Source organism: Pedobacter sp. NJ-S-72 (genome assembly GCF_053890575.1).
On record NZ_CM132681.1, the window covers coordinates 5,973,599 to 5,987,318 of the forward strand.

Genomic DNA, 13,720 nt, shown 5'->3' on the forward strand with positions numbered 1-13,720 from the left:
CTTTCTTCAAAAAGCTGATGGGGGTTATCACGAAGAGAAAGAATCTTTTCACGTTCAGAATCATCTGCATTACTCAGATCAAAAGGATTTCTTTAATCTCATCGCCGTAGCCACAAGATCGTCTTTCGGGTAATAAAAAAGGCCGTTGTTGCCCAGGGATGTTTCTATAACACACCCAACCCTTTTTCCCATCCTGACAGTAACGGGTGCACAGAGTACGAATAAACTTACAATTGGTAGTTTTGCTGCAAGTACTGAACCCACTCTTGCCAGTACATGGCTGCCGATACCCATACCAGCAACTTCTCTTGAATTCCATAAACCACATAATTCACAAGTTCCACCGCGCTCGTCATCGGCGCCAATCATGTCATATATTTTAGGATCATATTTACCTATAGCTGTTGCAATAGGCAATTCATATTGGTCTGTCTTAATCTGAATTCTCGCACCGCCGTAGACAAATTTTGTTTCTTTGTCTTCCACCAGGATCACCATAGTTTTTGGATCTTCTACCCAATCCTGTTTATTTGATGTGATCTGTGTGATTCCATAAAGCTCAAGTAACCTTTTGTGGCCGACAATAAATTTTGAGCAGGCTTCCGGATCATCCGGAGCTCTGAATGTTCTAATGTGTATCATTGTCTCCGTTTATGTTAGTAATCGTATTGAATTCATCTTTGAATAAATTATCGAAATCTACAAAGTATCTTCCTGATGAATTAAATTGTTTAAGCAATATTCTGCGGCTGATGTCTGTGATCATCGCCCCGCCTAAGGTTACAGCCGATGCAAGTTGTGGCCAGCCTACAATTGTTTTGTTCATCTCACCCACAGATTTCATCATTGCTTCTGATAAATTCCCGAAACCTATAATTTTACCCAGATAGCCTATTTTTTCCGGTATAGTCAAATTATTCAGTGTCTCAGTTAGCTTATCAGCACTTAATGCTTCCAGTTCAGCTACTTTTCCATGGAAAATAGGTCTTTCTGGTTCCAGATCAAAACGCTCTACATCAAGCATGCCTTTGTCATTGGTATCCATTACTACCGGAATACCCAGTGCTTTGGCTTTAATGCGGGCAAGGATTTAATTAATATCAATACCATCACATTCTTCTACCAGGATATCGAGTTTTCCATTACCAGTAAAGAACTCATCAATAGTATCCAGGTTGATGCCGTCTGTAAAACAGGTTACATTAATAAAAGGATCAAGTTCAGCAATTTGTCTTGCCGCGACAATTGCTTTATTCAATCCAAGGTCCTGTACATTAACCTTGATCCTGTTCATATTGCTGAGTTCAATCTCATCAAAATCAGCCAGGCGAAGCTCACCGCAGGTACGCTCCATTGCCAAAGTTAAAGCAATACTCTGGCCAACAGATAAGCCAATAATTCCTATCTTTTTTTGCTTTAGGATAGCTATTTCTTCCGGGGTAACTTTATATACATTTCTGCTGGTTCTTACCTGTGCAAATTCCTGTTCATCTAAAGTGTGAACAAGCTTGTTTGACCATGGAAAATATACCCATACACCATATTTATCGGCTTCGGTATTCATATGCAATGCGATTAGCGCTGCAGATTCTTCTAGTCAGTTTTTTTTTTTGAGGGTTATTGAGTTTTATCAGTTCTGCAAGCTGACTTAAAATAGTATCGTAAATGATCAGCGTGGAGTTATGAGCGATTAAAGCTTTTAGGCTTTCTCCTTCCTCCGGATTGATTAATCTGAAATAAACGGGACGGTATATCGTAGAATGGTCGGGAGCATTAACACTAGAATTAATCTTATCCATTTTTGCTTTATTGTGTGAGCTTTTGTGTAAAATTGATCAATTATTATTTAGAAATAATTTTTATCCGAAATTAGTTTTTTAGAATTTATAAAAGCAATATATTTAACAAAAAAAAAAAATCCAATAAATAACAATGAATTCCGACACCCCAATTAATGTGCTTTATGTGGATGATGAAGTTCATAATCTTAATTCTTTTAAAGCCGGTTTTAGAAGAAAATTCAACATTTTTACGGCAGAATCTGCAGTAGAGGGACGGAAAGTATTAGAAACTGAACTTATTCATGTAATCATCACAGATCAACGCATGCCGGTTACAACTGGTATAGAATTTCTGGAGTCAATAATTCCTGATTTTCCTGATCCGATCCGAATATTACTGACTGGCTACGCAGATATTAATGCTGTGATTGATGCCATTAATAAAGGTCAGGTTTATAAATATATTCAAAAACCGTGGATGGATGAAGACTTGAGGATCAACATCGAAAAAGCGTATGAAATTTATGCGTTGAGAAAAGAGAATAAAGAATTGACAGAAGCATTGCTGGTAGCAAACAAACAGCTGGAGTTTCTATTGAGACAAAATCTGCTTTCTTAGATACAAAATGTAAATGGAACCTATAAGGTTCCATTTTTTTTTTAACAAATATCTGATCAGGATTAAAATCCACTATAGCTCTTTTCTTAGCCTTGCAACAGGAATATTCATCTGTTCTCTATATTTAGCAACAGTTCTGCGGGCAATATTATATCCCTGTTCCTTTAAGATCTCTGTCAGTTTCTCATCTGCCAGTGGTTTACGTTTTATCTTCGTTACCGATGCAATCTTCCAGTATCTTTTTCACTTCTTTATTAGATACTTCCTCACCGCTTTCTGTTTGAATAGCTTCTGAGAAGAAAGATTTTAATAAGAAAGTTCCAAATTCAGTTTGTACATATTTAGAGTTTGCTACCCTTGAAACAGTAGAGATATCCATGTCAATTTTATCAGCAATATCTTTCAGTATCATAGGACGCATTTTGCGTTCATCGCCTGTCAGTAAATATTCATATTGATACTGCATAATTGCATTCATTGTTTTTAGCAGGGTCTGCTGACGTTGTTTAATTGCATCAATAAACCATTTTGCCGAATCCAGTTTTTGTTTTACGAATTGTACAGCCTCTTTTAATTTTTTATCTTTCTGTGCAGCCTTATCATAGTGCTGGAACATATCGATATAGGAGCGGCTCACTCTTAACTCCGGTGCATTTTTTGAGTTTAAAGTCAAAATCAAAACAGAGTCGTTGTTTGAAAATATGAAATCCGGTATAACCTGTAATTGTTTGGTTGTTACCTGGTTTGAATCTCCTGGTTTAGGATTCAGACGAAGGATCTCAGCAATGATTTCCTTTAAATCTTCACTGTTTAAGCCTAATGATTTTTCAAGTTTGTCGTAATGTTTTCTAGTAAATTCATCCAGATAGTTTTCTACGATCATGATCGCTTTCAGAATAATCGGATTCTGAGAATCTTTTCTGCGCAATTGTAAAGTCAGGCATTCCTGAAGATCTCTGGCAGCAATTCCCGGAGGGTCGAAACTCTGAATAACTTTCAGCATTTCCAGAACGTCTTCCTCTTCAACCATTGCATTTTGTGAAAAGGCAAGGTCATCAATCATCGAAGTAATAGGTCTGCGCAAATAACCGTCATCATCCAGACTTCCAATAATCTGTTTACCAATTATAAAATCCTGGTCAGATAGCGGAACAAGGTCAAGCTGTTCTTGCAGGCTTTCAAAAAAAGTACTCTCAATAGCTATTTTGAGTTTTTCTTTCTTTTCTTCATCATCATCGTTATTATTATAGGATGTACTGTAGTCATTACCACCGTCATCCTGTAAATAATCATCTACATTAAATTCATCAGTACTTTCTTCCTTTGAACCACCATCAAAATCATCAGGTGAATCATTCAGATCATCATATTCACTTTTAGGTTCTTCCGCGATCATTAAACTTGGGTCTTCGAGCGCTGGATTTTCTTCTAACTCTTCTTTTATTCTGGTATCAAGGGAAACAGTTGGTACCTGCAACAGTTTTATAAACTGAATCTGCTGAGGCGATAACTTTTGAAGTAACTTTTGTTGTAAATGTTGTTTAAGCATATTGTTGTAGAAAAGGTATTATGACCCGTTTCAAAAATAAGCATTTGGTTTATATATCCTCTCATTTGTGGAACGAATATTGCGTTTGAATGAGTTTTTCCAATAAAAAAAGCTTTGTTATCCTAATAAAGTTTATATTTTTATTGGTAGTTGAACACCATGAAAAAATTAAAATTATGAGTTTTGTAAAAGAATTTAAGGAATTTGCCTTAAAAGGAAATGTAGTCGACCTGGCAGTCGGTGTGATTATTGGAGGTGCTTTCGGTAAGATTGTGACCTCAATGGTTAATGATTTAATTATGCCTCCTGTTAGTTTTTACTGATTGGAGATAAGGGTTTTATCAATAACTATATCCCATTAAGTGATAAGGTTAGAGCATTTGTTGCAGCTAACCCTGTTGCCTCTCTGGAAGATGCAAGAAAAGTGGGGCCCGTGTTTGCATGGGGTAATTTTGCTACAGAGGTGATTAACTTTGTTATTCTTGCGTTTATTATTTTTCTAATGGTGAAAGCTATTAACAAATTGAAACGTAAACAAGAAGAAGTTGCTGTTGCTGAGCCAGTTCCAACAAAAGAAGAAGTTCTTTTAGGCGAGATCAGAGATTTATTGAAAACGAAAAATCTTTAAAAATATAGAGTAAGCTGTTTATTCAGACCCCAAATAAAAGAGGCTATCCCTGTAAATTTTACGGGCCAGCCTCTTTTTTGCTTTTAGCGGAAAGACGGTCGTCAGTTTGTGTGGAATTTACAGGTATTTATTTCGTTACAGAATTCGTAATGATGATATAATTCCCCAATTCTGCTTGTTTTGCCCAGTCGGGCTGTACATCATTCTTGCCTGCAAAGCACGAGATATTTACCAGATTAAGTTTCGGCGCATATTTTTTGAGTTGCGCAAAAGTCCCCAGATGCTCATCACTGTGGAACCTCCCATTAACCTGGAATATCTTTTTCTTCGGATTTAGTTTTGCATATTTAGCAATAGACCAGGCCATCGAAGCGTCCCATAAATTCTGTGTCTGGAAAATTTTCATTCCTCCCATGTCATGCCCTCCAAGGGTTTCAATAAATTTATCATGATATCTTCCAGTTGCAGTATCGATAGGCAGTGGGGGAAGAAATGCTTTTGAAGCCGCGGGGAAGTCATTCAGTTTTTCAAGTCCTGAAAAGGTGACTGCATTGCTATATCTGGTCGCAGCATTGGCACCTATAACTTCGGCTTTATTTTGTTTTGCAAATTCAATTAATGGTTTGTAATCCTTGTAATTGTTCCATGCACGTGCTTCTTTGATAAAATTCTTTTCTGAAATCATAGCAGCAACATATTCATTGATAACAGGCTGGACATCGGTTGCAAACATCTCTAATGATAAAGCTGTACCGGGATAAGCCAGGACCATCTTGCTGAAAATATCTGTTTCGAGTAAATGCCCGATAGAATCATTATGTTCTTCACCAAAGAAAAGCACGTCAACATTTTTCATGTTTTTCACCAGCTCTTCTACGGTAATACTCTTCTTCGTTTTAGTTTCAAATATTTTATATGATTGATCAGTGTTTTGAGCAAATAAGGCTGCAGGGATCAAGACCCACGCAAGGAATAGGAGTTTCTTTTTCATTAGTATTACATGTTGTTTATTATTTCTCAAAGTAACGCATATTGTTCACGGCGAAAAAATGATGTTCACCGGGATTTTGCTCCTACACAGATGATCTCTGTTTAGCAATCCTGATTTAAGCTTTAGTTTTGGGGTATAATAAATGAATGAATAAAGATCATGGAAACTAATAAATATAAAAATCACTCTAACAGAGTATGGAGTGGATTAATACTCTTAATCATAGGAGCTGTCTTCTTATTGAGGAACTTTGGGTTCGATATCCCTTACTGGGTATTTAACTGGCCTACATTATTAATCTTAATAGGTTTGGTTATTGGGTTTAAGCGTAGATTTAACGGAGGTGGGTGGCTGGTCATGGTTTTGGTTGGAGGATATTTTACCCTGCAGAATATAACTGACTTTAATCTGACGCAATACTATATCGGTGCCGGGTTTGTTGTATTGGGTTTATATATAATCTTTAAACCAGCAAGGCCAGACAAAGAAAGGTGGCAAAAAAAGTTTAAGAATTACAACTGGAATGATTATAAGGATTGCAATTATAGTGACTATGCGAATGCGCCGGCTGACCCATTAAATAACCCGGAAGGCCCGCAGGCTGAGCCATTGCATAACCAAGCTTCTGATCGTTATACGAGGGACTGTGCCGATAGAAACGATTACATAGATGCTGTAAATATTTTTGCTGGCAGCAAACGGCAGGTTTATTCTAAGAATCTTAAAGGCGGTGATGTTGTTTCTGTTTTTGGAGGATGTGACCTTGATCTTACCCAGGCTGATTTTCAAGGTAATGTATCAATTGATATTGTAGCCATATTTGGAGGTGTCAAATTGATTATTCCCCCGACATGGGTTGTGAGATCAGAAGTTTCACCAATATTTGGGGGTTTGGAAGATAAACGTGCTGTTATGCCAGCTACAGAAGAACCACTTAAAATAATTACGATAAAAGGAGTAGCTTTATTTGGCGGGGTAACCATAAGTAATTATTAAAAAAAAGAAGCTGTGACTGATAATCCTCTTTTGACTAAAAAACAAAAAAACAGCAGTTATACTCTTTCTGTCATGGACAATTGCGTTTATACTGCTGTTTTTTTACACGCTGAATTTTAATTGGTATGAGTCTGTTGCAGATAGTTTAATTACAAATACACTTTTAGCCCTTGCATGCATTGTTATTAGTATTGTGCTTAGATTTTATCAGCCAAAAGATGAAATTGTATTATTCGTGATTGTGCTGACTATCGCATTATCGGTTTTAATCGCTTTTATTTGCAGATTTTTATTGAGTCACATCTTCGCACAGGACCATACTTATGTGAATTTTTTATATTTCTCATTGATATTCAGGTTGATCGTAATCTTTGTTTTCCTGGCCTGGTGTGCTTTTGTCAATGTATTGTGGTACAGGTTAGAGGAACAGTCCGAAACTCAGGAGCGTTTGTTTACCGCGCAGAACCTGGCTAAAGAAGCTGAGCTTAACAAACTGAGGCATCAGTTACAGCCCCACTTTTTATTCAATAGTTTAAACTCTGTATATACGCACTGACGATTGTTAATCCGAAAGAAGCAGGGACAATGATTACAAAACTGGCCTCTTTTTTAAGAGGTACACTGAAAAGAGATGATGAGGTTTGGGTAAGTGTTGCAGAAGAAATGGAGTATATCCAGTTATATCTGGATATTGAAAAAGTAAGGTTCAGCCATCGTCTGAATCTTGATATTCATATTGATGAAGATACACTGGGTCTTTCTTTACCCGGAACATTATTGCAGCCTATCGTTGAAAATGCAATCAAATTTGGTCTTTATAATACTTCGTCGGCAATATTGATCTCTATGTCAGTGAAGATTGAAAATAACGTATTGAAAGTCAGTGTGCAGAATCCTTATGATCCTGAAACGAAGGCTACAGAAGGAACGGGGTTCGGACTGACTGCAATTCGCAGAAGATTATACCTGCTTTTTGCAGATAATACACTTTTACAGACGGCATCTACGAAGGATAATATTTATATTACTACGCTTAAAATATACACAGAAATTATGATACGCACTATCCTTATTGATGATGAGCCTTTGGCCCGGGATGTTGTAAAACACTACTTGAAGAGTTTTCCTGAGATTGAAATTGTTGCAGAATGTAATGACGGTTTTGAGGGACTCAAGGCAATTGCTTCTTTTCGTCCTGATTTTGTTTTTCTGGATATACAAATGCCTAAAATCAATGGTTTTGAAATGCTCGAGCTGGTAGAAAATCCACCAGCAGTGATATTTACCACTGCTTTTGATGAATTTGCAATTAAGGCTTTCGAGGTCAATGCGGTAGATTATTTATTGAAACCGATAGAACAGGAAAGATTTGAGCAGGCGATGCAAAGACTCCCTTCAAAACTAAAACAGCCTGAGCTTACCCACGATTTACTGGAGACAGCCGCACTGAGCCCGGCACAGCATCACAGGGTAGTGGTTAAAAGTAATGGGGTAATCAAGATTATTGCAGTTGTTGATATTCATTACCTGGAGGCCGATGATGATGTTGTTAAGCTGAGTACTACGGAAGGGATTTTCTATAAAAATAAGACGATGAGTTTTTTCGAAAAGACGCTGGATAGTGAGCAATTTATAAGAATTCATCGGTCATATTTAATTAATCTGGCTCAGGTGACTAAAATTGAATTGAAAGAAAAAGATAGTTATATCGTACTTTTGAAGTCGGGTATCTGGCTGCCTGTCAGCAAATCAGGGTATATTAAACTCAAGGCTGCGCTTGGTTTATAGCATCTGTTTAAATAAAAATGCAAACACATGCTGCATGTATTTGCATTTAAGAAAAAATCGCATTATATTTGCACCTCTCAATTAAAAAATAATAGTTAAGATATCATACAGTTATGAAAAGAACATTCCAACCTTCGCAAAGAAAGAGAAGAAACAAACACGGCTTCCGCGAAAGAATGGCTACAGCAAACGGTAGAAGAGTATTAGCTTCTCGTCGTGCAAAAGGAAGAAGAAAATTATCAGTTTCTGACGAACGTCGTCACAAAGCATAATTTTGATCAGCATTTATTGCTGGCAGGTCATTTAGTCTGCAAAATCTGCGATCAAAAACATGAAAAATTTTACCAAAGAAGAACGGTTATGCAGCAGGAAATTATTAGACCTGCTATTTAAGAACGGTTCTTCTTTTTTAGTATATCCCTTTCGGGTTTCCTATCTGTTTATACCGGAAAAAAATGCTTTTCCTGTTCAGGTAGTGGTTAATGTATCTAAAAAAAGATTCAAGCGTGCGCATGACAGAAACCTGATCAAGCGCAGAATACGTGAAGCTTATAGACTGCATAAATCTTCAGCTTTATATCCCTTACTGAATCATCCAGATCAATTATTATTGCTTTCTCTCCAATTTGTTGGAAAGGAACATTATGATTTTGCATTTTTCGAAAAGAAATTGGGTAATGCGCTTAAAAAGCTGATTCTGGCTGTTCAACCTTCTGTGGCTTTACCAGCGGTAAAGTCAGAAAACCTTATTCCTCCTGTTCAAAAAGATGAAACTAATTAAGCAAATTATTGGCTGGTTCTTTTTGGCACTGATCAGGTTCTATCAGTTGTTCTTATCACCGCTTCTTGGTGCGAGTTGTCGTTTTACGCCTACCTGTTCTCAATATGGGGTAGAGGCGATAAAAAAGCACGGTCCTTTTAAAGGAGGCTGGCTGACATTAAAACGCATTGGACGCTGTCATCCCTGGGGTAAACATGGGCATGATCCTGTTCCATAGCGGATACAAGGCTTTCCATAAATTTTAAATCTACTATATTTGCCTTAATGGTTACAATACTTCAATTAGAAACAGCTACACAGGTATGCTCTGCTGCATTATCTGTCAACGGAGAGACAATTGCTTTAAAAGAACTTGCAGCTCAGAATATTCATGCAGGCAGCCTGACCTTGTTTATTCAGGAAGTAATGGCGCAGGCAGGACTTTCTTTTGCTGATCTTGATGCGGTTGCTGTGAGTAAAGGGCCGGGTTCTTACACAGGATTAAGAATAGGCGTATCTACAGCGAAAGGACTTTGCTTTGCACTTGATAAACCTTTAATCGGGGTTGATACCCTGAAAATGATGGCTCATGGGTATTTGCAGACGCAGGTGGATTATACAGGCTTAGTTTGTGCGATGATTGATGCACGCAGGATGGAAGTATTTACCGGATTATATGATCAGAATCTGGCTGAAGCACTGGCTATTGAAGCTAAAATTATTGATGAGACTTCATATCAGGAGCAGTTAAATAATCGGTTGATTACCTTTATTGGTGATGGGGCAATGAAATGTAGTGAGACTATTTTGTCTCCAAATGCTGCATTCTCTGACCTTAATTTTAATTCTGCGTCGAATATGAGCAGGTTGGCTTATGAAGCTTTTATAGCTAATAATTTTGAGGACCTTGCTTATTTTGAACCTTATTATCTGAAGGACTTTGTAATTACGCAAGCGAAAAAGAAAGTCTGATCAGGAGCATGTCTAAATTTAAGCTGGTAAACTATTTCTTTTTAAATACCCCGAATAGCTTAGTAAAGAACCCCTTTTTATCAAGATCATCACCAACCCCAGGCATGTAGCTGCTGTTTTGAGGGTGTTCTACTGTATATCCGAATTTAATACCAACTCCCATATAGACTGAAGCACCTGCATAACCGCTGTTAGATGCGGTTGCTTTCGTATTGTATGCTGCAGATTTTAACACATTATCACTACCCAGGAAAAATTCAAAATTGGGTGTCTGGTATTTTGCCTGAGTCCCTAACATCATAAATCCGTTTAAGTTATAGATTGGAGACAGACTCACCGAAAATTCATTGTATGCGAAGTTGTTTACAAGCGCGATGTCCCCGCCTTTATTCCAAATATTTTTAGACAGGATAAAGCTTGGGGTATAAAATTCAAATTTTTTAGAGACCAGCAAATCAAGTTTAGCATTAGTGGCTGTATAAAAGCCTTTTCGCTGATCGTGACTAGTGAAAAGATCTTCAAGTTTTTTGTAAGGTGTTTTTATCTTCGCCATCCTGTACTTGTATTTCTCCTTCGTTTTCTGGAATAACAATGGAATGAGAATTTTTACTCCATTTGATAAATCCCAAATCTTTAATACTTCCCATCAGAAAGAAGCCGGTTTTTGAAGTGTAAGTGGTACCGAAACCCACAGATAATCCCGGATTCTTGAAATTGGGAATCAAAGTTTTGGTATCCAATTCGTTAGAATAGAGAAAGTTTGATTTATAAGTTCCCGCAACATTGACTGTGAGCTGTTGGGCTACGGGATTGAATAATATATCAGAATTGGTAATGTCAATTTTATTATAGGTTATACCGCTTAATAAACTCATTTTAACACCGAAAGCCAATTGTTTAGTGACGTTTTCTCTATAGTTCATACTGAACTGATGATACGACTGGCCATATCCATTGCCGTTAAAAGGAGCATCCATATTGTCCTTAAACCTATTAAAGTCATCTAAAGCAATCAGGGTAGTAATTGGTGTAATCTGTAAATGCATCCGATCTGACCTGCCAAGAAAACCCCAATTCCTGATGATCTTTATAAGATTTAAAGATTCTGAAACTAAACAGGTAGATATTGGAGCTTTGATAAAGCTGGTTTCTATTATTATTTACCGGAATGCCGGAAGTACGGTAAACACCATCATTAATCAAGGATCTCAGGCTGAAGTTCGCGTCTCCTTTATTAGCACCATTTAACCCGAAATAAGGAAGCAGAAAGTTGGAAGCATACTTACGGGACGAATCAAGTACGAATGCTTTTTGAGCCGGATTTTCAAAAGCATCAAATAAAGTTTTAGTGTTAAATAGCCCATATTGTTGCGCCTTGATTTGGGTAGATAGAATTAAAAAAAGACTCAGTATAAGATATTTTTTTGCCATAAGTTGAAAGCTCTGATAAATATGGGAATTAAAATGATAGATATCGACTATTAATTTGTTAAATTTTGAAGTGTATCCGGAACGGTTTCAGGCATCGTGTGTTTTATCAAAAGATTAGTTTGAAAGCCTCCTTTGTCACCACTAAGCTGATAAACTAAAGAGGTAAATTGTTCCAGTCCCTGTTTTTTGATAAAATGATTATAATAGGGGGTATAGATAGTTTTTCTGACCAGGTACTCTGAGTTTTTACGATTAACATAATAGGTGATGTTTGCCGTTTTTGAAATCTGGCTATATACATTGATATAATCGGGAGTATTAATCAGTAATTTATTATTATGGTAATCATTTAAGAAAGATTGCAATGCACCCGGCTGATTTGAAAAGACCATGTAATTATCAATTATCGTATAATATGGTCTGCTCAGCGATTTGAAGGGTTCACCGAAATAACAATATAACAGACCTGATTTTTTGAATCTTTTGATGTCCTGGCTATAGTCATCACTCATATCCAGTAATAGCTGCTTAACTTTGTCACCATTGGTCAGATTAATAGCTGCCATGTTTTCAGCTGATTTGAGCTGAAAAGAAATGATCTCTGGTTCTGAAAATAAACAGGAAAGATCTTTTCCGCGTCTAAATAATATTCTTTATTAAAGCTTTTGATCGTGTTTTTGATTTTCTGATCTTCTTTATTTAATACAAACCAATTGTTCAGTTCTTTTCTCCAGCTGGCATAACTTGTCAGTGAATACAATTGAAAATTTGCTGTATGCTCAGGTAAAAGGTTATCAATATTGCTTTTTTGCGGGGTCAGTGAAGCAAACAGAGTCAGATAATTTTTTTTTTTATCATTAAGCTGCGAACCACCATTAAAAAAAAAAACAGTCTTTCTTTACTAAAGTTATAATTAAGTGTAGAAAATGAATTCTGATGATTAAATACCGACAGACCTCCGTTTAAATGACCAGGTAACATTGATTTTAACAATGCAGGTATTTTATTGAAATCGATATACAGATTTCCAAGGCTATTCTTACGGAATTTATTACTTGATTTGATATAGGCAACAAACAGGTTATTTTCTTCATTTGATGCGGCCGCCATTGCGGTTTTTACCGGAGCAGGACTGTTAGACAGCAGAATCAGGTTCTTTTCAATATTCAGATAAAAAGCAGCACTATCATTTAATACCAATTTCATTAGACCATTTTCCTGGTGAATGTTTATTCCATTCAATTTCAGTGCATTAATGAGCTTTGGTTTCTCGATTTCGTTATTTAGCTGGGTACTGATGAGGTAATCTATTTCTTTATTTTTGCCACCTGAGAAACTGATAAAAACACTCCTGTTACCAATCAGGTTATTTACAGCCGGGTTAGCTATGACTTTGTTTTTTAATAAGCTGAGCTGATTGAATTTTTCTTGTCCCAGTAGTTTTTGAAAAAAATCCTGTCCTTTCAGTATATCGAATATGCTTTTATCATTCTGTACACAGAAGACCAGGCCAGAATTCGCTGTTGCAGCGTATAAACTGGTTTCTTTAGAGGTGGTTTCCTGGTTCAATTTTGAAAAATACAGGTATGCCATACCCACAATTGCTGCGAATAGAATAAAGAGAGTGAGGTATATCTTTTTCATTTGTGTCGGGCATCTGTTTAAAAACAATTAAACAGGCTCTATGCAAATTTAAGCTAATTGTTGGTCATTAGTTGATATTTTTCTTTGGAAACAGGTATAACGTTAATGAAGGTTTGTCTGGTAGGCTTAATGATGGTCTGCGGGGGATTGCTAATGTGGCATTGGACAGACGAAAGAAGGTTAGAAGAAGGGAAGAAAACTGTGTTGAAAGGCTCTTGAAGGGACATTGGAAGGGGGTTGGAAGGACCAGGGTCATTGCAAGGTCCTCTCAAGGTCCTTCCAACGTCCTTCCAACCCCCTTCCAACAGGCTTTCAGGGCGCTTTTTGAGGGCTTTTTGAACCCCTTTTTTCAGGCGAAGGGCATGTTTTGACGGAGTCTGGGTTTATAGTCATTTTATTTCATGATCAGCTGTTTTTTTAGGGCAGTAAAACCTCGTTTTTTTTAGGTAAGAGCTGTTGTTCTAGAGAATATCCACCAGACAAGACGTTTTCATTTTGGAAGGGTACAGCGCAGAAATAAATAATTTACAAATAGAGTTAACTAAAATGCATTTAGGTTGC

20 protein-coding genes and 2 pseudogenes are annotated in these 13,720 nt (G+C 36.9%); 11 read left to right on the forward strand and 11 right to left on the reverse strand.

All coding sequences use genetic code 11. The features are described 5' to 3' along the window. Nucleotides 1–78: 78 nt before the first annotated feature. The 3 genes from ACWYN3_RS39400 to ACWYN3_RS39410 are packed head-to-tail and all read right to left on the reverse strand — an operon-like array spanning nt 79 to nt 1,564. Entirely contained in the window at nt 79–642 is a 564-nt protein-coding gene (locus ACWYN3_RS39400) for a hypothetical protein (protein ID WP_456219066.1), read from the reverse strand. Continuing rightward, a complete protein-coding gene (locus ACWYN3_RS39405; RefSeq protein WP_456219067.1) occupies nt 629–1,045 on the reverse strand; it encodes a hypothetical protein in 417 nt (138 codons plus the stop codon). The genes ACWYN3_RS39400 and ACWYN3_RS39405 overlap by 14 nt, the downstream gene beginning before the upstream one ends. A gap of 45 nt (nt 1,046–1,090) precedes the next feature. Continuing rightward, a complete protein-coding gene (locus tag ACWYN3_RS39410) occupies nt 1,091–1,564 on the reverse strand; it encodes a ThiF family adenylyltransferase (RefSeq protein WP_456219068.1) in 474 nt (157 codons plus the stop codon). Between the two features lie 368 nt (nt 1,565–1,932). Between ACWYN3_RS39410 and ACWYN3_RS39415 the strand changes: the two genes are divergently transcribed. Further along, a complete protein-coding gene (locus ACWYN3_RS39415; RefSeq protein ID WP_068401605.1) occupies nt 1,933–2,400 on the forward strand; it encodes a response regulator in 468 nt (155 codons plus the stop codon). 72 nt (nt 2,401–2,472) lie between these two features. Here the strand turns inward: ACWYN3_RS39415 and rpoN are convergent. Further along, nucleotides 2,473–3,949, reverse strand: a pseudogene (gene rpoN, locus ACWYN3_RS39420) (RNA polymerase factor sigma-54). A 176-nt stretch (nt 3,950–4,125) separates the two neighbouring features. Here rpoN and mscL point away from each other — a divergent pair. Beyond that, on the forward strand, nt 4,126–4,272 hold the full coding sequence (mscL, locus tag ACWYN3_RS39425) for a large conductance mechanosensitive channel protein MscL (RefSeq protein ID WP_456219069.1): 147 nt from the start codon (nt 4,126–4,128) through the stop codon (nt 4,270–4,272). A gap of 101 nt (nt 4,273–4,373) precedes the next feature. After that, the gene (locus ACWYN3_RS39430) at nt 4,374–4,577 is read left to right on the forward strand and encodes an MscL family protein (protein ID WP_456219070.1); all 204 of its coding nucleotides are present in this window, start codon (nt 4,374–4,376) and stop codon (nt 4,575–4,577) included. A gap of 127 nt (nt 4,578–4,704) precedes the next feature. On the opposite strand, the gene ACWYN3_RS39435 is transcribed toward ACWYN3_RS39430, so the two are convergent. Beyond that, nucleotides 4,705–5,568: a ChaN family lipoprotein gene (locus ACWYN3_RS39435; RefSeq protein WP_456219071.1), complete on the reverse strand. Its 864-nt coding sequence runs from the start codon at nt 5,566–5,568 to the stop codon at nt 4,705–4,707. A 159-nt stretch (nt 5,569–5,727) separates the two neighbouring features. On the opposite strand from ACWYN3_RS39435, the gene ACWYN3_RS39440 reads away from it, so the two are divergent. The 8 genes and pseudogenes from ACWYN3_RS39440 (at nt 5,728) to tsaB (ending at nt 10,084) form a co-directional block, all read left to right on the forward strand. After that, on the forward strand, nt 5,728–6,564 hold the full coding sequence (locus ACWYN3_RS39440; protein WP_456219072.1) for a LiaF transmembrane domain-containing protein: 837 nt from the start codon (nt 5,728–5,730) through the stop codon (nt 6,562–6,564). A 193-nt stretch (nt 6,565–6,757) separates the two neighbouring features. Next, nucleotides 6,758–7,120 carry a histidine kinase gene (locus ACWYN3_RS39445; protein WP_456219073.1) on the forward strand — a complete coding sequence of 121 codons (363 nt, stop codon included), beginning with the start codon at nt 6,758–6,760 and terminating at the stop codon, nt 7,118–7,120. A 29-nt stretch (nt 7,121–7,149) separates the two neighbouring features. Further along, nucleotides 7,150–7,224: pseudogene (locus tag ACWYN3_RS39450) on the forward strand (hypothetical protein); the annotation flags it as partial. Between the two features lie 393 nt (nt 7,225–7,617). Further along, complete coding sequence (locus tag ACWYN3_RS39455) at nt 7,618–8,352, forward strand: LytR/AlgR family response regulator transcription factor (RefSeq protein WP_456223318.1); 735 nt, start codon at nt 7,618–7,620, stop codon at nt 8,350–8,352. A gap of 113 nt (nt 8,353–8,465) precedes the next feature. Continuing rightward, nucleotides 8,466–8,624 (forward strand): 50S ribosomal protein L34, encoded by a 159-nt coding sequence (gene rpmH, locus ACWYN3_RS39460; protein WP_083251894.1) that lies wholly within the window; start codon nt 8,466–8,468, stop codon nt 8,622–8,624. A 59-nt stretch (nt 8,625–8,683) separates the two neighbouring features. Then, nucleotides 8,684–9,133, forward strand: a complete 450-nt coding sequence (gene rnpA / locus ACWYN3_RS39465) for a ribonuclease P protein component (RefSeq protein ID WP_456219074.1) — start codon at nt 8,684–8,686, stop codon at nt 9,131–9,133. Next, entirely contained in the window at nt 9,120–9,350 is a 231-nt protein-coding gene (gene yidD, locus ACWYN3_RS39470) for a membrane protein insertion efficiency factor YidD (RefSeq protein WP_041884785.1), read from the forward strand. The genes rnpA and yidD overlap by 14 nt, the downstream gene beginning before the upstream one ends. A 47-nt stretch (nt 9,351–9,397) precedes the next feature. Further along, nucleotides 9,398–10,084, forward strand: coding sequence for a tRNA (adenosine(37)-N6)-threonylcarbamoyltransferase complex dimerization subunit type 1 TsaB (gene tsaB / locus ACWYN3_RS39475; RefSeq protein ID WP_456219075.1), 687 nt, complete (start codon nt 9,398–9,400; stop codon nt 10,082–10,084). Nucleotides 10,085–10,115: 31 nt separating this feature from the next. Here the strand turns inward: tsaB and ACWYN3_RS39480 are convergent, their stop codons facing one another. The 6 genes from ACWYN3_RS39480 to ACWYN3_RS39505 all read right to left on the reverse strand — a co-directional run bounded on the left by ACWYN3_RS39480 (nt 10,116) and on the right by ACWYN3_RS39505 (nt 13,108). Then, nucleotides 10,116–10,637 (reverse strand): hypothetical protein, encoded by a 522-nt coding sequence (locus ACWYN3_RS39480; RefSeq protein ID WP_456219076.1) that lies wholly within the window; start codon nt 10,635–10,637, stop codon nt 10,116–10,118. Continuing rightward, nucleotides 10,603–11,130 carry a DUF5723 family protein gene (locus tag ACWYN3_RS39485; protein ID WP_456219077.1) on the reverse strand — a complete coding sequence of 176 codons (528 nt, stop codon included), beginning with the start codon at nt 11,128–11,130 and terminating at the stop codon, nt 10,603–10,605. Before ACWYN3_RS39485 ends, ACWYN3_RS39480 begins: the two co-directional genes overlap by 35 nt. Then, nucleotides 11,084–11,515 (reverse strand): hypothetical protein, encoded by a 432-nt coding sequence (locus ACWYN3_RS39490; protein ID WP_456219078.1) that lies wholly within the window; start codon nt 11,513–11,515, stop codon nt 11,084–11,086. The genes ACWYN3_RS39485 and ACWYN3_RS39490 overlap by 47 nt, the downstream gene beginning before the upstream one ends. 50 nt (nt 11,516–11,565) lie before the next feature. Further along, entirely contained in the window at nt 11,566–12,081 is a 516-nt protein-coding gene (locus tag ACWYN3_RS39495) for a DUF3352 domain-containing protein (protein WP_456219079.1), read from the reverse strand. After that, nucleotides 12,063–12,275 (reverse strand): hypothetical protein, encoded by a 213-nt coding sequence (locus tag ACWYN3_RS39500; protein ID WP_456219080.1) that lies wholly within the window; start codon nt 12,273–12,275, stop codon nt 12,063–12,065. Before ACWYN3_RS39500 ends, ACWYN3_RS39495 begins: the two co-directional genes overlap by 19 nt. Nucleotides 12,276–12,349: 74 nt before the next feature. Further along, entirely contained in the window at nt 12,350–13,108 is a 759-nt protein-coding gene (locus tag ACWYN3_RS39505; RefSeq protein WP_456219081.1) for a hypothetical protein, read from the reverse strand. Between the last annotated feature and the right edge of the window lie 612 nt (nt 13,109–13,720).